13 protein-coding genes and 2 tRNA genes are annotated in these 17,879 nt (G+C 49.4%); 8 read left to right on the top strand and 7 right to left on the bottom strand.

The features are described from left to right. Positions 1-14 precede the first annotated feature (14 nt). From E2I14_RS04010 to purT, 7 genes are all read right to left on the bottom strand, one after another. Complete coding sequence (locus tag E2I14_RS04010) at positions 15-1,586, bottom strand: oleate hydratase (protein WP_133325613.1); 1,572 nt, start codon at positions 1,584-1,586, stop codon at positions 15-17. Positions 1,587-1,779: 193 nt separating this feature from the next. Further along, positions 1,780-2,265 (bottom strand): DUF4124 domain-containing protein, encoded by a 486-nt coding sequence (locus tag E2I14_RS04005; RefSeq protein WP_133325611.1) that lies wholly within the window; start codon positions 2,263-2,265, stop codon positions 1,780-1,782. Between the two features lie 10 nt (positions 2,266-2,275). Continuing rightward, a complete protein-coding gene (locus tag E2I14_RS04000; RefSeq protein ID WP_133325609.1) occupies positions 2,276-3,694 on the bottom strand; it encodes an FAD-binding oxidoreductase in 1,419 nt (472 codons plus the stop codon). Continuing rightward, entirely contained in the window at positions 3,691-4,164 is a 474-nt protein-coding gene (locus E2I14_RS03995; RefSeq protein ID WP_133325607.1) for a DUF2069 domain-containing protein, read from the bottom strand. The genes E2I14_RS04000 and E2I14_RS03995 overlap by 4 nt, the downstream gene beginning before the upstream one ends. Before the next feature lie 6 nt (positions 4,165-4,170). Further along, positions 4,171-4,785 (bottom strand): NAD(P)H:quinone oxidoreductase, encoded by a 615-nt coding sequence (wrbA, locus tag E2I14_RS03990; RefSeq protein WP_133325605.1) that lies wholly within the window; start codon positions 4,783-4,785, stop codon positions 4,171-4,173. An 86-nt stretch (positions 4,786-4,871) separates the two neighbouring features. Beyond that, complete coding sequence (gene nadB, locus E2I14_RS03985; RefSeq protein WP_133325603.1) at positions 4,872-6,515, bottom strand: L-aspartate oxidase; 1,644 nt, start codon at positions 6,513-6,515, stop codon at positions 4,872-4,874. 179 nt (positions 6,516-6,694) lie between these two features. After that, positions 6,695-7,927, bottom strand: a complete 1,233-nt coding sequence (purT, locus tag E2I14_RS03980) for a formate-dependent phosphoribosylglycinamide formyltransferase (protein ID WP_133325601.1) — start codon at positions 7,925-7,927, stop codon at positions 6,695-6,697. Positions 7,928-8,216: 289 nt separating this feature from the next. On the opposite strand from purT, the gene E2I14_RS03975 reads away from it, so the two are divergent. The 8 genes from E2I14_RS03975 to E2I14_RS03940 all read left to right on the top strand — a co-directional run bounded on the left by E2I14_RS03975 (position 8,217) and on the right by E2I14_RS03940 (position 17,872). Then, the gene (locus tag E2I14_RS03975; protein ID WP_133325599.1) at positions 8,217-8,489 is read left to right on the top strand and encodes an HU family DNA-binding protein; all 273 of its coding nucleotides are present in this window, start codon (positions 8,217-8,219) and stop codon (positions 8,487-8,489) included. Positions 8,490-8,518: 29 nt separating this feature from the next. Further along, a tRNA-Val gene (locus E2I14_RS03970) sits at positions 8,519-8,594 on the top strand. 29 nt (positions 8,595-8,623) lie between these two features. Next, positions 8,624-8,700 (top strand) — tRNA-Asp (locus E2I14_RS03965). Between the two features lie 754 nt (positions 8,701-9,454). Beyond that, positions 9,455-10,345, top strand: a complete 891-nt coding sequence (gene prpB / locus E2I14_RS03960; RefSeq protein ID WP_133325597.1) for a methylisocitrate lyase — start codon at positions 9,455-9,457, stop codon at positions 10,343-10,345. Positions 10,346-10,409: 64 nt separating this feature from the next. After that, positions 10,410-11,573 (top strand): bifunctional 2-methylcitrate synthase/citrate synthase, encoded by a 1,164-nt coding sequence (gene prpC / locus E2I14_RS03955; protein WP_133325595.1) that lies wholly within the window; start codon positions 10,410-10,412, stop codon positions 11,571-11,573. 90 nt (positions 11,574-11,663) lie between these two features. Beyond that, the gene (gene acnD / locus E2I14_RS03950) at positions 11,664-14,258 is read left to right on the top strand and encodes a Fe/S-dependent 2-methylisocitrate dehydratase AcnD (RefSeq protein ID WP_133325593.1); all 2,595 of its coding nucleotides are present in this window, start codon (positions 11,664-11,666) and stop codon (positions 14,256-14,258) included. Positions 14,259-14,364: 106 nt separating this feature from the next. Beyond that, complete coding sequence (prpF, locus tag E2I14_RS03945; RefSeq protein ID WP_133325591.1) at positions 14,365-15,576, top strand: 2-methylaconitate cis-trans isomerase PrpF; 1,212 nt, start codon at positions 14,365-14,367, stop codon at positions 15,574-15,576. Positions 15,577-15,928: 352 nt separating this feature from the next. Beyond that, complete coding sequence (locus E2I14_RS03940) at positions 15,929-17,872, top strand: SurA N-terminal domain-containing protein (protein WP_133325589.1); 1,944 nt, start codon at positions 15,929-15,931, stop codon at positions 17,870-17,872. Positions 17,873-17,879 lie beyond the last annotated feature (7 nt).

Genomic DNA, 17,879 nt, shown 5'->3' with positions numbered 1-17,879 from the left:
GCATTAATTTAGGCTTATTTTAACGCTTTGATCAGTGCTTCAAATTGCACCTTAACCGATTTATCGTGGGCAATAATCGGTGGAACTGGACGATCAATGTGCAGTAACTGATAGACCGCCATTTGCGCCGCTCTCACGGAATATTCGACCGTAAACACCACATCATCGGCAATTTCAACAAACTGACTAATCAACGCCAAGTTCTTTGACTCTAATGGCACAGGCAAAGGCCGATCACTTTTTAAGCGCGGCATAAACATGCTGGTGATATACGGCATGCGGCAAGGAAGGCAAATCGCATCGCTCACCGCATCTAAATCAAAGCGTAAATGGCCGCATAATTCGCGCAAGATTTCTTCGCCATTGCAATCCGACATTGGTTTGGCAACGTAGTCGCCGATGCGATCTGGGAACAAGGCGTAGCCCCAAAACACTTGCACATCGTCGGGCTGGTTGGCGAAATGCGGTTGATGTGGAATCACAATCGACATGAGCCAGTTGGAATCTTTGAACGTCACAAGCCCGCCGGTGCCCGGTTGGTTATCACTAAACTTAATGATCTGATCGATAAATTGGGTATTTTTTAGCGTTACGGTGAATGAGGCCCAATAAGACTGTGCGACACAGCTATTAAACGCCGCAGGGTTGCCGAATGCCGGACTTTGTTTCGCTAATTTTTCCCATAATGTCCAGCCTATGCTAGTCGTTTTGTTTAATTTGGCGGGAGCCGCGCTCATGCTGCCTATGCTAGAAGCGTCCGTCATCGAGCCATTTTGGAAAAATACCAAATCATCGGCATCGACTCGGATGGTCGTTGGGATGGATTTGTTTAGGCAATGGATTTCGTTGACGACAATTAAGCCATTATTGATGCTGGTTGTGAGATCGGTCACGGTGCAGTCAGTTTCAAACTGCACACCATGTTCCGCCAGCCAATGGCGCAGCGGTTGAACGAAGGAATCGTATTGGTTATAAATAGTGCGCTTGACGCCGCCCAACGTTTCGATGCGAGCAAATTCCATCATAAAGCGATGCAAATAGCGCTTAAATTCGACCGCGCTGTGCCAAGGTTGAAAGGCAAAGGTGGTGGACCACATAAACCAAAAGTTGGTCTCAAAAAAACTCGGTGATAGCCAATCAGTGATGCAGCTATTGCCAAGTTGTTCTTCGCTGGCTTCACTGAGTTTGAGTAATTCCAATCTGTCGTGCATGGAAAATCCCATCGATTCGACTGGCACTTTAGCGCGCTGTTTATCGACTAAACGGGCTTGCGAGTAGGATTTGTAGAGCTCGTTAAATTCGACAGTTTCTTGATAAACGCTTTTTTCGGGTGACTTCAACGACGGAATTGTTTTGAATAAGTCCCAGGTGCATTCGTAGTTATCAAAGGTCAGCATGCGTCCGCCGCGCAGCGAGTAGCCCGTCTCAGGCGAACCCGCCGCATCTAAACTGCCGCCGAGCAGCGGCAGTGCCTCCAAAATGGTAATGGTTTTGCCTTCAACGTTGCCATCGCGGATCATAAAAGCGGCGGCCGCTAGTGTGCCGATACCGCCGCCTATCATGTAGGTGTTGCTTGGTGCGTTCATTAGTTACTCCTGAGTGCTTAGTTGACATTATCTAGTCGTGATTACTCTGCCTAGATGGGATCACTGATCGTCGCACTTTGAACGCGCCAAGAAATTGATGCCGATCAAGTTTTTGCTAGCTCAAGCGGCAGGCGAGTAGAGGATTTCTTTTAATTTTGTGAGTGGAGTCGATGGGGAATTATTGGTGAAAATGTTACTTGCAGAGTGCGCGATATTGCTCGGCTAGGTCTTTTTCTTTAATTTTGTCGAGTTCGTAGCGATTGGAATAAGGCGCGCTTAATCGCTTTCGCGCAAGCTGCCATTGGACATCCAGACGCTTGCATTGCCGCTCGCGTTGTTGTCGCTGTTTTTCTTCGCGCTTAAGTTGCGTGGCGCGCAGATTTGCTAATTGCTGTTCGCGCAGCCGTTCCGTCTCTTGCGCTTTGTCGATTTTTTCTAATTGCTTTACGTTGGATTGATGTTGCGCTTTAGCCGCTGCCGGATCAACCGGCGGTGGAATGGCTTGAGTGAATGGTTGCGTATCGGAACCGGCAGGACACGGAAGGTCGGAATAGGTGACCTGTCCCTTATTGACACATTTATGAATCGCGAATGCTGAGTTTGACAGGCATGCGCTGGCCAAGCATAAGCAGAAAATTAGGTGGCTAAATACGGCGGATTTAAAAAATGGTGTGTGCATAACGCCTTTATCAGAAAGGCGTCACCACCTTCCCGGGATTCATGATGTTGTGGGGATCGAGAGCCTGCTTAATCTGGCGCATTAACTGCATTTCAACCGGACTTTTATAGCGCAAAATCTCGTCGTGTTTTAACGCGCCCAAACCGTGTTCGGCAGAAATCGAGCCGCAGAAATGAGCCACGCTGTCATATACGACTCGATTCACCGCGCTTTGTTGCGCTAAAAATTCGTCGTGCGAATCGTTCAGGGGAGCTGAAACGTTGTAATGCAAATTGCCATCGCCAAGGTGACCAAACGTCACCATTCGGCAGCCACTAAATTGCTTTTGCAGTTGTGCGTCAGTTGCATCGATAAACGCAGCGATGTTTGAAATAGGCAGAGAAATATCGTGCTTGATATTTTTTCCTTCGGCGGCTTGCGCGGACGATATCGATTCGCGCAATTGCCAGAGAGCGTTCGATTGCGTCAATGATGACGCCAGCACTGCATCGTGAACAATACCTTGCTCCATCGCTAGTTCGATGAGATTCTCTAGCGCAGTCACGCTGTTGGCTTCTGGCTCTTGGCTTGATAATTCAATTAAAACGTAATACGGATGGGCAGCTAATGTCGGTTGTCTGATGGCGGGGAAATGTTTGCCCACCAATTCCAAACAAAAACTAGAAATTAACTCGAACGCGCTTAACACGGTATCTTTGCTGTTAGAGCGTGCTAGATGGAATAGGGCAACGGCATCCGCCACCGAATTAAGCGCTACCAGCGCTGTGAGCTGGCTTTGTGGCAGCGGGAAAAGCTGAAACAGCGCGCCAGTTATAACGCCTAAGGTGCCTTCCGCGCCAATATATAAATCGCGTAAATCGTAGCCGGTATTATCTTTACGCAGCCCACGCAGCCCGTCCCAAATGTCGCCTTGGGCGGTTACCACTTCCAAACCCAAACACAAGGCCCGGCAATTACCATAATGTAGAACCGCTGTACCGCCGGCATTGGTTGAAAGGTTGCCACCAATCGTGCAAGTGCCTTCGGATGCGAGTGACAAGGGGAAAAGTCGCTGTATTGATGTGGCGGCATCTTGGACTTGGGTCAAGCGACAGCCAGCATCGACGGTAATGGTGTTATTGATGGCGTCGATGGCGCGAATTTGATTAAGGCGCAACAGCGACAAAACAATGGCATTACCCGACTGATCGGGCACGCTGCCTAATACCAAGCCGGTGTTGCCACCCTGTGGGACGATGGCAACTTTATGCTCCGCGCATAATTTGACGATAGCGGCAACTTCAAGCGTATTTGCTGGCTTAATCACAGCTAACGCGCGGCCGATAAATCGTTGGCGGTAATCGGTGACATAGCTGAGCTTTTCAGCGTCGTCGGTAAGCACAAAATCTGCGCCGACGATTTGTTGGCAGCGCTCTAGAAAGGTGTTCATGTCGGAGTCGATTCGGAATTGGAAGGCGTTGGAGCAATTGCTGGAGCCTCGCTTTCCGAAGCAGCACGCAATTTTGCTGCCGCTTTGGCAGCTTGTTTAATTGGGCGTAAATAGCGCAGAGTGCAATAAAAAAACGCTAAGCAAAGTGCCACCTGCAACCAACCGAGTTGAGCCGATAATGCTAACTTGTCCGAGTTGGCGCGCACGATTCCCTCGGTGAAGTACAACAAAATCAGCATGGATGACCATTGCATGGTGTAGTTGTCGCGCTTGAGAACGCCGCGCAAAGAAAACAATAAAGGAACGATTTTTAGCACTAGCCAAGAGCCGCCAGGGCGCAACGGCGCGATCCACATTTCTTGCGCGATTCCGAGAGCGATGATGAACATCAAGCTCACTGCGGCACCGTAAGCAAACAATGAAGCTTTGCTGGAGGTTAAATAATTTTCGTTCGTGGCAAGTTGAGTCATCGTGTCTTAGTGTTGTGCTGCGTCAAGTTGCTGCGCGGTTTTTGCTAGACGGACGCCTAACGCAATGGCCAATTGTTTACTGTCTTCGGTAATGGTTTTACTGCCATCAGCACCAGCCCAATGACTTGCGCCGTAGGGGGTTCCGCCGCTAGAGGTGGACATCAGCGCCGGTTGGTTATAGGGAATGCCCAGAATCATCATGCCGTGATGCAGTAGCGGCAGCATCATCGACAGCAAGGTAGATTCTTGTCCGCCGTGCAAACTGCCGGTCGAGGTAAACACGCAAGCTGGTTTCCCGATCAAGCTGCCCGACAGCCAGTCCGCGACCGTGCCATCCCAGAAATATTTCATCGCAGAAGCCATGTTGCCAAAACGGGTTGGCGAACCTAGCGCCAAGCCTGCACATTCTTGTAGATCGCTTAATTCAACATATGGCGCGCCTTCGCTCGGCACATCGGGTTGCGTTGCTTCGCAGACGGTAGAGATCGCTGGCACCGTGCGCAGTCGAGCGCTGCAACCTGGGACACTTTCTATTCCTTGCGCGATGAATTCCGCCATTTTTTTGGTAGATCCGTGACGAGAGTAGTACAGCACAAGTAGGGTGATTGGACGATTTGGCATAGCGGCTTTGGATGGTTGGAGTAGCGGTGCGGAGTTATAAAATCAAGGGAAAAGAGAGCAATAAATGCTCTCTTGGTTGCTCATAGTTAGTGCCGACGGTCCGCGTTCGATCTTTTTTCGCGTAACTGCGGCGGTAATACCGTTGGTATCGCTTTTGGCAAGGTGTCGGGGAAATCGCGACTAAAATGCAAGCCGCGGCTTTCACGGCGCGATAGGGCGCTGTTGACGATTAACGATGCCACATCGACCAAGTTACGCAATTCCAATAAGTGATTGGTAATGCGGAAGTTGGCGTAATACTCGTCGATTTCTTCTTTGAGCAAACGAATCCGATGTTGCGCCCGTTCGAGACGTTTGGTGGTGCGCACGATGCCAACATAATTCCACATAAAGCGGCGCAACTCGTCCCAGTTATGGGCGATCACGACTTCTTCATCGGCGTTAGTGACTCGACTTTCATCCCAAGTTGGCAATTCTGGCAGTTCAACTGATTCTTGAGCAGCAATCTGTTCGGCAACCGCTTTACCAATGACTACACATTCTAGAAGTGAGTTACTAGCGAGTCGATTAGCGCCATGCAAACCGGTGTAAGAAGTTTCACCAACAGCGTACAAGCCCGGCAAGTCAGTGCGACCAGTCATGTCGGTCACAATCCCGCCGCAGGTGTAATGCGCCGCCGGCACCACCGGAATCGGTTGCTTGCTGATGTCGATACCAAGTTCTAAGCAACGCGCGTAGATTGTTGGGAAGTGTTCTTTTAAAAATTCTGGCGGCTGATGCGTGATGTCCAAATCAACGTGATCTAAACCGCGCTTTTTCATTTCAAAGTCAATGGCTCTAGCCACCACGTCGCGCGGAGCTAATTCGGCGCGTTCGTCGTGCGCCGGCATGAAACGTTTGCCAGCAGACGCTCCCGCCTCTGCTGGCAGTTTTAATAATCCGCCTTCGCCGCGCACCGCTTCTGAAATCAAAAAAGATTTGGCATAAGGGTGGTACAAGCAGGTTGGATGAAATTGGATGAATTCCATATTGGCGATTCGACAGCCAGCGCGCCACGCCATAGCAATGCCGTCACCGGTGGCCGTGTCAGGATTGGTGGTATACAAATAAACCTTGCCAGCCCCGCCAGTGGCTAATACCGTATGTTGGGCCGCGACCGTATGCACCTTGCCGGTTTCGACATCCTGTACGTACAAGCCAAGGCAGCGCGGCGAGCTGCTATTTGGACTATTTGGGTCGGCAAATTTGTCTGATGTAATCAGATCAATAGCGTAATGCTGTTCAAACAAACTGATATTGGGATGATTGCGAACGCGTTGTTCTAGCGTCATTTGAACGGCTTGGCCGGTTGCGTCAGCCGCGTGAATAATGCGCCGTTGGCTATGTCCGCCTTCGCGTGTCAAGTGGTAGCCTAATTCAGCTTCCGCATCAGGCGTGAATGGCACACCTTGGTCGATTAACCAATCGATAGCGCTGCGACCATTTTCTAAGATGTAGCGTGTAGCTGCCTCATCGCACAAGCCACCACCAGCGATCAGCGTGTCCGACAGATGTTGTTCTACGCTGTCGTGGGAATCCAGCACGGCGGCAATTCCACCCTGGGCCCAACTGCTTGAGCCATCGAGCAAAGCGCGCTTAGAAAAAATTGCGACTTTATGATTCTCAGCCAGATTGAGGGCGACTGAAAAACCAGCCAAGCCACTTCCAATGATTGCAACGTCGTAGTTCATAATTCAAATTGAGGGAATGAGAGGGACAAACTATAGGCTTTTTGCGTAAATCGGTAAAATAATATTTGGGCAAACAAGCAAAAGCCTGTAGAAATAAGTGGGACAGTAGGCGATAACGAGGCTTAAACCAGAGATGTGGATTGAAGTCGTAAATCTCTGGCCGTTAGGCGTAAAAATGATTAATCCACAATCATCGGTTTAACTTTAGCCGCCGCTTGTTTGGCGTTGACACGCGCAGTGTCGGTGTCTTTGGCAGTCGCCAACGCAACGCCCATCCGACGACGCTCAAACGATTCTGGTTTGCCAAACAGGCGGATATCAGTTCCCGGAATCGCCAAGGCTTCGGCCACGCCTTCAAACGCAATCGCTTTAGCGTTATGTTGACCGTAAATCACCGCCGAAGCGGCAGGGGAGCGCAGGCTGGTATCGACAGGAAGTCCCAAGATTGCTTTGGCATGTAATTCAAATTCATTTTGAACTTGCGAGGCCATGGTTACCATGCCGGTATCGTGCGGACGTGGGCTGACTTCTGAGAACCACACCATCTCGTTTTTGACAAATAATTCGACGCCAAATAATCCAAGTCCGCCCAAGTCATCGGTAACTTTTTTAGCAATGTGGCGCGCGTTTTCGAGCGCTTTGGGATGCATGATTTGAGGCTGCCAAGATTCAACGTAGTCGCCGTGTACTTGGACATGCCCAATCGGTTCGCAATACTGCGTTTCTACTTGGCTGTTTGCATTGATTGCGCGCACTGTGAGCAGGGTGATTTCATAATCAAAATCGACAAATCCTTCGACAATTACCCGCCCATTTTTTACCCGTCCACCCGTTGCCGCGTATTCCCAAGCTGCATCAACTTCGCTAGCGTTATCGACTTTTGATTGCCCTTTACCCGACGATGACATCACTGGCTTTACGATGCATGGATAGCCGATAGCATCACAAGCCGCGCGCATTTCATCTAAAGTGTCTGCGAAACGATATGGTGAAGTTGGCAGACTCAATTCTTCCGCTACCAGTCGGCGTATGCCTTCGCGATTCATCGTCAGCCATGCAGCACGGGCGGTTGGAATTACCCGAACCTTGCCGGCATTTTCAAGCTCAACCAAAGTTGGCGTCGCAATCGCCTCGATTTCAGGGACGATTAAATCAGGATTTTCCAAAGCGATAAGCTCGGCCAAGGCTTTGCCGTCAGTCATATCAATCACGTGAGAGCGATGTGCCACTTGATGTCCGGGAGCATCCGGATAACGATCCAATGCGATTACCTCAATCCCTAATCGTTGTAGAGAAGTAATAACTTCCTTGCCTAATTCACCTGAGCCAAGCAGCATGACTTTGGTTGCGGTGCGGGATAACGGTGTGCCGATAAGGCTGCCAACTTGCTGCGAATTAGTAGGTTTATTCATATTTGTAAGGAGAAAATAAAGGCGCTGTCTGCGCGTGAAGACCTCGAATTATACTGATTCGCCAGCGGTCTGCGATTTTCGTTAATTATTTTTTTATTTGGCAGGGAATTTTTGGTCAAACCGCTTGACACTGTGCTTTAGGGCTTGTTTAATACGAAGGCTGATTTTCTGCTGTCACGGTGGAAAATAGTGAAAACGAAAAAAAATCCAAATTAATATGATGAGAGGCGGTGCCTAGATCGATTAGACAGGCATCGACACTGTAATTAACTTTTGCTAGGGGATGTAAGTGAATAAAACCGAATTGATCGAACACATTGCTAAAACTGCAGATATCTCTAAAGCTGCTGCAACCCGTTCTTTAGATGCAGTCATTGGCGCAGTTAAAGTAACGTTGAAAAAAAATGGCACTGTAACCTTAGTTGGTTTTGGTACTTTCTCAGTTGGAAAACGTGCCGCTCGCGTAGGCCGTAATCCACGTACTGGCGAAGCAATCAAGATTAAATCTGCAAAAGTTCCTAAATTTAAACCTGGCAAAGGTTTGAAAGATGCGGTAAACTAATGCCCTTGTTGCATTTTAGTAGTTTGATTGGGTGCTTAGCTCAGTTGGTAGAGCGGCGCCCTTACAAGGCGTAGGTCGGGAGTTCGAGCCTCTCAGCACCCACCAGTTAAACGAAAAATTGCATACTCGATACAGGAGTGGTAGTTCAGTTGGTTAGAATACCGGCCTGTCACGCCGGGGGTCGCGGGTTCGAGTCCCGTCCACTCCGCCAAAATACAAAATGCCCGCGCAAGCGGGCATTTTTATTTCGAGGTGTGCAGAAATCCACCTGCGTGGATTTCGGCGGGAATCGAAGCGATTCGCCTGTGTGCGAATCGGCGGCCTGCAGCCTGTAGGCGAGTCCCGTCCACTCCGCCAAAATACAAAATGCCCGCGCAAGCGGGCATTTTTATTTCAAGGGGTGGAGAAATCCACCTGAGCTGATTTCGGTGGGAATCGAAGCGATTCGCCTGTGTGCGAATCGGCGGCCTGCAGCCTGTAGGCGAGTCCCGTCCACTCCGCCAAAATACAAAATGCCCGCGCAAGCAGGCATTTTTATTTCAAGGTGTGGAGAAATCCACCTGAGCTGATTTCGGTGGCGATCAAAGCGCTTCGCCTGCGAGCGAGTCAGTAGCTTACAGCATGCAAATCAAAGTAGATTTTTCGCAGGCACCGGATATCCCATCCCAGAGAGTAACTTACGCTCAATCCTCTGAATTACTCTCAATTCCGACTAATCGTTGAACGTGCCTTCACCAAGTTTCTGTTATTTGCCAACCATTTCTTTCTGTTTCAACTTGTTTCATGCCTGTTCACTTGCAACGGTTTGCGGAGCAATCTGAACCATCGTCATTCGTCCTAACGTCCGTTTGATACGTAAAAGTGAATTAAGCCGTTGATTCTATTGGAACAAGCCAGTGTTGTTGCAAACTGGCATGACGCTTGCTATTGCTGTGGCAACGTTTTCCATCCTGAAGGAGTAATCAATGAGTCACTATTCTGCTGGTGCGGCCTTTCGCAAAGCGATTCAAGAAGAATCGCCATTACAAGTCGTTGGTGCGATTAATGCTAATCATGCCTTGTTAGCTAAGCGAGCTGGTTTTAAAGCGATCTATTTGTCGGGCGGCGGTGTGGCTGCGGGTTCACTCGGCTTGCCGGATTTGGGTATTTCTAATTTGGATGACGTGTTGACGGATGTTCGACGCATTACCGATGTTTGCGATCTGCCTTTATTGGTGGACGTGGACACAGGCTTTGGCGCGTCCGCTTTTAATGTGGCGCGCACTGTTAAGTCCATGATCAAATTTGGTGCGGCGGCAATGCATATTGAAGATCAAGTCGGCGCAAAGCGTTGCGGTCATCGTCCTGGCAAAGAGATCGTAACTCAACAAGAAATGGTGGATCGGATTAAAGCTGCCGTGGATGCGCGCACCGATTCTAACTTTGTCATTATGGCGCGCACTGACGCTTTGGCGAATGAAGGATTGGAGCGCGCTCTAGAACGTGCTCACGCCTACGTCGAGGCTGGCGCGGACATGGTTTTCCCAGAGGCGATTACTGAATTGCCGATGTACCGTACTTTTGCCGATAAATTGCAAGTGCCGATCTTGGCCAACATTACCGAATTTGGTGCGACTCCGTTATATACCGTAGAAGAATTAAAGTCGGTTGGCGTGGGAATCGTTTTGTATCCATTGTCCGCCTTCCGCGCGATGAATAAAGCGGCTGAAAACGTCTACAACGCGATCCGTCATGATGGCACGCAAAAAAATGTCGTCGATACCATGCAAACACGGATGGAATTGTACGAGCGTATTAATTACCACTCGTTTGAGCAAAAATTGGATGCTCTATTTTTGCAGCAAAAGACAAAATAACTGACCGCTTTCCGCACACTATTTTTGACATCTCATTAAGCAAATCGCTATTTAAGGACTAAAAATGACCGATAAAACCACCGACACCGCGCCAGCTTTCAAACCTAAAAAATCCGTCGCATTATCTGGCGTTACCGCGGGTAATACAGCGTTATGTACAGTAGGTAAAACAGGTAACGATTTACATTATCGCGGCTACGATATTTTGGATGTGGCAACGACTTGCGAATTTGAAGAAATCGCGCACTTGCTGGTGCACGGCAAGTTACCAAATCAAGCAGAATTGACCGCCTACAAAGCCAAACTAAAAGCGTTACGCGGCTTGCCAGCCAATTTAAAAGCTGCTCTAGAAACCCTGCCAGCATCAGCTCATCCTATGGATGTGATGCGCACCGGGGTTTCTGTATTGGGCTGCACATTGCCAGAAAAAGACGATCACAATTTACCGGGCGCACGGGATATCGCCGATCAGTTAATGGCTTCTTTTGGTTCGATGTTGCTGTACTGGTACCACTTCAGCCACAACGGTCGCCGCATTGACGTTGAGACTTCGGATGATTCGATAGGCGGACATTTCCTGCATTTATTGCATGGAACGGTACCGTCGGCTGAGTGGGTCTCTGCGATGCATACTTCGTTGATTTTGTATGCTGAACACGAATTTAATGCTTCCACCTTTACCGGTCGCGTGATCGCCGGAACTGGCTCAGACATGCATTCCGCGATTGCCGGCGCGATTGGCGCATTGCGTGGGCCAAAACATGGTGGCGCTAATGAAGTCGCATTTGAAATTCAAAAACGTTACGACAACCAAGACGAAGCGGAAGCCGATATCAAGAAGCGCGTGGAGAACAAAGAAGTGGTGATTGGTTTTGGACATCCGGTCTATACGATTTCCGATCCGCGCAACAAAGTGATTAAAGAAGTGGCGCGCGAATTATCGCAACAAGCGGGTTCCACCAAGATGTTTGATATTGCCGAACGCTTAGAAACAGTCATGTGGGATGCGAAGAAAATGTTCCCTAACTTGGACTGGTTTTCCGCCGTTTCGTATCACATGATGGGCGTGCCGACAGCAATGTTTACGCCGTTGTTTGTGATCGCACGCACTTCTGGCTGGGCCGCGCACATTATCGAACAGCGTATCGATAACAAAATCATTCGCCCGAGCGCGAACTACGTTGGCCCAGAAGATTTGGCGTTTGTGCCCATCAAAGATCGTAAGTAACTCGTCCTTGATCGTCATTTCTTATTCTTTGGCTCGGCGGTAATAAGTGTCGTTGAGCCAAAAATCACTCTCATTTATGTAGATTGCGCTATGAATACTGCACATCGAAAAGCTCTACCCGGCACCCAATTAGATTACTTCGACACACGCTCTGCGGTCGATGCGATTGAAGCTGGTGCGTATGAAAAACTGCCCTATACCTCGCGCGTTTTGGCCGAAAACTTAGTGCGCCGTTGCGACCCCGCGACCTTGACCGATTCGCTAAAACAATTAATCGAGCGCAAGCAGGAATTGGATTTCCCTTGGTTCCCAGCGCGCGTGGTTTGCCACGATATTTTGGGTCAAACCGCCTTGGTTGATTTGGCTGGTTTGCGCGATGCGATCGCCTTGCAAGGCGGTGATCCCGCGTTGGTCAATCCAGTCGTGCCAACGCAATTGGTGGTTGATCATTCCTTAGCGGTGGAATGTGGCGGCTTTGATCCGGATGCGTTCAATAAAAATCGCGCCATCGAAGATCGTCGCAATGAAGACCGTTTTGATTTCATCAACTGGACCAAAAAAGCGTTTAAGAACGTGGACGTGATACCGCCGGGGAATGGGATTTTGCATCAGATTAATCTGGAACGCATGTCGCCCGTGATTCAAGTACAAGATGGCGTGGCGTATCCCGATACTTTGGTCGGTACAGATAGTCATACGCCGATGGTCGATGCGTTGGGCGTAATTGCAATTGGCGTTGGTGGATTGGAAGCGGAAAGCGTTATGTTAGGCCGCGCCTCATGGATGCGCTTGCCCGATATTATTGGCGTGGAATTAACCGGTAAGCCGCAAGAAGGTATTACGGCGACTGACACTGTTTTGGCGCTCACGGAATTCTTACGTAAGCAAAAAGTGGTGTCGTCGTATTTGGAATTTTTTGGTGAAGGTGCCAGCAATTTAACGCTAGGTGACCGCGCGACGATTTCCAATATGGCACCCGAATTTGGCGCAACCGCAGCGATGTTTTACATCGATCAGCAAACGATCAAATATTTAAAACTGACTGGACGCGACGATGACTTGGTGAATTTGGTCGAGATCTACGCCAAACAAACCGGCTTGTGGGCTGATAGCCTAGCCAAAGCCGAATACCCGCGTGTATTGAAATTCGATTTATCCAGTGTGGTAAGAAATATTGCCGGCCCGTCCAATCCGCACAACCGCGTTCCAACATCCGAATTAGCCGAGCGTGGCATCAGCGGCGTAGTCGAGAATGAAGCCGGAAAAATGCCCGACGGCGCAGTCATCATTGCCGCGATCACCAGTTGCACCAACACCAATAATCCGCGCAATATGATTGCTGCTGGCTTAATTGCACGTAACGCCAATGCCCGTGGTTTAACCCGCAAGCCTTGGGTAAAAAGCTCGTTAGCGCCTGGCTCCAAAACAGTCTCGTTATATTTGGAAGAAGCCAACTTGTTGTCCGAATTGGAGCAACTCGGCTTTGGCGTGGTGGCCTATGCCTGCACGTCATGCAACGGCATGAGCGGCGCGCTTGATCCAGTGATTCAAGAAGAAGTCATTGCGCGTGATTTATACGCGACCGCGGTGTTATCGGGCAACCGCAATTTTGACGGACGGATTCATCCTTACGCCAAACAAGCTTTCTTGGCCTCGCCGCCATTGGTTGTGGCTTACGCGATTGCTGGAACGATTCGTTTTGATATTGAAAAAGATGTTTTGGGCATCGATAAAGATGGCAAGCCAGTGACGTTAAAAGATATCTGGCCTAGCGATGCTGAAGTCGATGCGATTATTGCTTCCAGCGTTAAACCTGAGCAGTTCCGCAAAGTGTACATCCCGATGTTTGCGAAACAAGCGGACGACGGTATTTCGGTCAGCCCGCTCTACGATTGGCGTCCACAAACGACTTATATTCGCCGTCCACCGTATTGGGAAGGCGCTTTGGCTGGCGCACGTTCATTAACTGGCATGCGTCCGTTGGCGCTTTTGGGTGACAACATTACGACCGATCATTTGTCGCCCTCAAACGCGATTATGTTGGACAGCGCGGCGGGCGAATATTTAGCCAAAATGGGTTTGCCGGAAGAGGACTTCAATTCGTATGCCACCCACCGCGGCGATCACTTGACTGCGCAACGTGCGACCTTCGCCAATCCAACCTTGAAAAATGAAATGGTGCTTGAGAACGGTAAAGTCAAAGCCGGCTCGTTAGCGCGCATTGAGCCAGAAGGCAAAGTTACGCGCATGTGGGAAGCGATTGAAACCTACATGGAACGCAAACAGCCATTAATCATTGTTGCTGGTGCAGATTATGGCCAAGGCTCGTCGCGTGATTGGGCCGCTAAAGGCGTCCGTTTGGCAGGGGTCGAAGCGATTGCGGCGGAAGGTTTTGAACGGATTCACCGCACCAACTTAGTCGGCATGGGCGTGTTGCCTTTGGAATTTAAAGCTGGCACCAATCGGCTAACTCTCGGTTTAGATGGCACAGAAACGTATGACGTGATTGGTGAACGCAAACCACGCACGACACTGACTTTGGTCATCCATCGTCGCAATGGCGAACGATTAGAAGTGCCGATGACATGCCGTTTGGATACTGCCGAAGAAGTCTCGATTTATGAAGCTGGCGGGGTGTTGCAACGCTTCGCGCAGGATTTTTTAGAATCGACTAAAGCAGCTTAATTGCAGCGATTGTTTATGCATCAAAACTGGCTGGTGAAGTTTTACCAGCCAGTTTTCCATTACGTTCGTCGCATTCGATGTAAGTTTGAATTCAGGAGTAATTACTATGTCCACGGTTCCCCAAATTAAAGTTCCCGCCACCTATATGCGCGGCGGCACCAGCAAAGGCGTGTTCTTTCGCCTGCAGGATTTACCGGCCTCAGCCCAAACGCCCGGAGCAGCGCGTGACGCCTTGTTATTGCGTGTCATTGGTAGCCCCGATCCCTATGGCAAACAAATTGATGGCATGGGAGGTGCGACCTCCAGCACCAGCAAAACCGTGATTCTGTCTGCCAGCAGCAAGCCGGATCACGATGTTGATTACTTATTCGGTCAAGTCGCGATCGACAAAGCCTTTGTTGATTGGAGCGGCAATTGCGGCAACTTGTCGGCAGCAGTTGGCTCGTTCGCGATTTCTAGCTGCTTGCTGGACGCCAAAAAGCTATTAGATGGCAAAGATAACGGTGTTGCGGTGGTGCGGATTTGGCAGGTCAATATCAGCAAAACCATTATTGCGCATGTTCCAATCACTAACGGTCAGGTTCAAGAAACGGGCGACTTTGAATTAGACGGCGTCACATTTCCCGCCGCGGAAGTCCAATTGGAATTTCTAGACCCAGCGGCTGACGAGGAGGGTAGCGATGCCGGTGGTTCGATGTTCCCAACTGGGAATGTGGTCGATCAACTCGACGTGCCCGGCGTTGGCGTGTTTAAGGCCACCATGATTAATGCAGGCATTCCCACCATTTTTATCAATGCCGAAGATCTTGGTTACACCGGCACTGAACTGCAGGAGGCCATTAATAGCGACGCGGCGGCTTTGGCCAAATTTGAAACAATTCGCGCACATGGCGCATTACGCATGGGCTTGATCAAGCATTTGGACGAAGCCGCAAAGCGTCAACATACGCCCAAAGTGGCCTTCGTCGCTAAGCCTAAGGATTATGTGTCTTCCAGCGGCAAGCAAGTCAACGCCAATGAGATCGACTTGCTAGTGCGGGCTTTATCGATGGGCAAATTGCATCACGCCATGATGGGAACGGCAGCGGTTTCGATTGGAACCGCCGCGGCCATTCCCGGCACCTTGGTCAATTTAGCCGCGGGTGGCGGAGTCATTAAGGCGGTGCGCTTTGGACATCCTTCGGGCACCTTGCGGGTTGGGGCGGAAGCATTGCAAGACCCCGCATCGGGCGCTTGGAGTGTTTCTAAAGCCATCATGAGCCGCAGCGCGCGGGTCTTGATGGAAGGCTGGGTGCGGGTTCCCGCTGATAGTTTCTAAATAAGTCCGCTAGTCTGGGAAATGTAAATATTGCTACTGCATTTCCCAGCAACGTCCGAACGAGGAATTTAGGCTGTTTGGTTGTCAATGTCTTCAAAACACTGCTAGAATCGCGGGTCGTTTATAGCTGTACAGAAATAGCTTAGGTTTAACAATTTCAACAGCTTATAAATACAAGAAAATACAAGAATTGGTTGAAATAGCGGTTTTTCGGTAAGTAAAGTGGTTAAAACCACAACCCTATTTGCCCAGAAATTTAAAAAGTGAACGCAAGTTCCTTTTTTTTATATGCAATGGCCACCGATTGTGGCGGCCAACGCGCCCACCAGCATGTGAATGAGTGATCCCCACCATGTTTGAATATGTTCGTACGCACCAGCGTTTAATGCAGTTTATTTTGCTGTTATTTATCGTTCCATCTTTTGCTCTCGTGGGCATTTCAAGCTACTTGCGCGGCGATCCAGCCGAAGTCGCTTTGGCAAAAGTTGCGGGACAAAATATTACGCAACAAGAGTTTGATGATGCATTACGCGATCAAATGGACAGAATGCGCCAGCGTTTCGGTGCCCAGTTTGACGAAACAATGTTCAACACGCCAGATGCCAAACAATCGGTATTGGATAATTTGATTTCCCAGCACGCGATCAAAGCCGAAGTGAAAAATGCGAACTTGATGATTTCGGACAGCGTTTTACACAAAAATATTTCAGCGATTCCTGGCTTCACTTTACCTGACGGTAAGTTCGATACCGAAAGTTATAAAAACGCCTTAGCAGCGCGTGGTATGACGCCGGCAATGTACGAAGCCAGCTTGCGTCAAGATTTAGCGCAACAACAGTTAATCAACGCCGTTGAAGGCAGCGCATTTATTCCTAAAACTGTCGTTACCCAAGTCGAAGCCATCACCGCGCAGGAACGTGAAGTACAGGCGATCGGTTTTAAACCAAATGATTTCACTGCTCAGGTAAAGCCAACTGACGCGATGTTGAAAGCCTACTACGATGCCAATGCAGCGCAATTCAGCTTGCCTGAGACCGCGTCGATCAATTATGTGGTTCTCAGCGGTGACGCCATTGCAGCACAAATGGTCGCAAGCGACGAAGAGATCAAATCGGTCTACGAGCAAAATCTGAAAAACTACACCTCCGACGAACAACGTCGTGCTAGCCATATTTTGATCAAGGTCAACAAAGACGCTAGCCCAGCCGATAAAGCCGCCGCTAAAGTTAAAGCCGAAGAAGTATTGGCCTTGGTGCGCAAAGAGCCAGGCAATTTTGCCCAACTCGCCAAGCAGTATTCGCAAGATGAAGGTTCAGCAGCGCAGGGCGGTGATTTGGATTTCTTCGGCAAAGGCATGATGCTCAAACCGTTTGAAGAAGCTGTTTATAGCTTGAAACAAGACGAAATCAGCGGCTTGGTTCAGTCTGATTTTGGTTTCCACATCATTCATTTAACGGCGATTAAAGCGGCTACGGTTAAGCCGTTAGAACAAGTTAAAGAGCAAATTGCGACAGACATTAAAAAGCAAAAAGCGTCTAAGAAATTTGCTGAATTGGCGGAAACATTTACCAATACCGTGTACGAGCAATCGGACAGCTTGAAGCCGGCGGCAGAGAAGTTGAAGTTGACGATTGAATCAGCGGACCACTTAACACGCACTCCAAGCCCATTGGCTACGACCAATCCGCTATTGGCGAATCCAAAATTTTTGAAAGCATTGTTCTCTGACGATGCGATCAAAAATAAGCGCAATACCGAAGCCGTGGAAGTCGGGACGAACACGTTAATTTCTGCTCATATCGTTGAGTACAAAGCGGCGAGCAAACGTCCGCTGGAAGAAGTTAAAGACGTGGTCACTGCTCGGGTAGTGGCTGCTGAAGCAGAAAAATTGGCCAAAAAAGCCGGTGAAACTAAATTGGCGGCGTTGATTGCTAACCCAGTCGATGCAACAGAATTTAGCGAAGCCAAAGTAGTTTCACGTTTGCAGCCGCCAAGCTTACCAAAACCAGCTTTTGAAGCGGTGATGAAAGCCGACACCCGTAAATTACCGGCTTTCGTCGGTGTTGAAGTGCCAGGCCAAGGCTACACAGTTTTCCGCATCAATAAAGTGCAACAAGCCGCCGCCGATCCTGGCAGAACGGCTGAAATCAACAAGCAAGTGCAAGCAGTCGCTGGCTCGGAAGATTTGTTCACTTACATTGAATTGCTCAAGCAAAAAGGTAAGGTCAAAGTGATCAAGCACTTTGAGGCCTCTGCGCCAGCGGCTCCAACCGCGCCGGTTAAGGCAGCGTCTTAAGAACGAA

Source organism: Sapientia aquatica (genome assembly GCF_004358105.1).
In the GTDB taxonomy this organism is placed as follows: domain Bacteria; phylum Pseudomonadota; class Gammaproteobacteria; order Burkholderiales; family Burkholderiaceae_D; genus Solimicrobium; species Solimicrobium aquaticum.
This window is presented reverse-complemented; position numbering and strand designations above follow the sequence as displayed.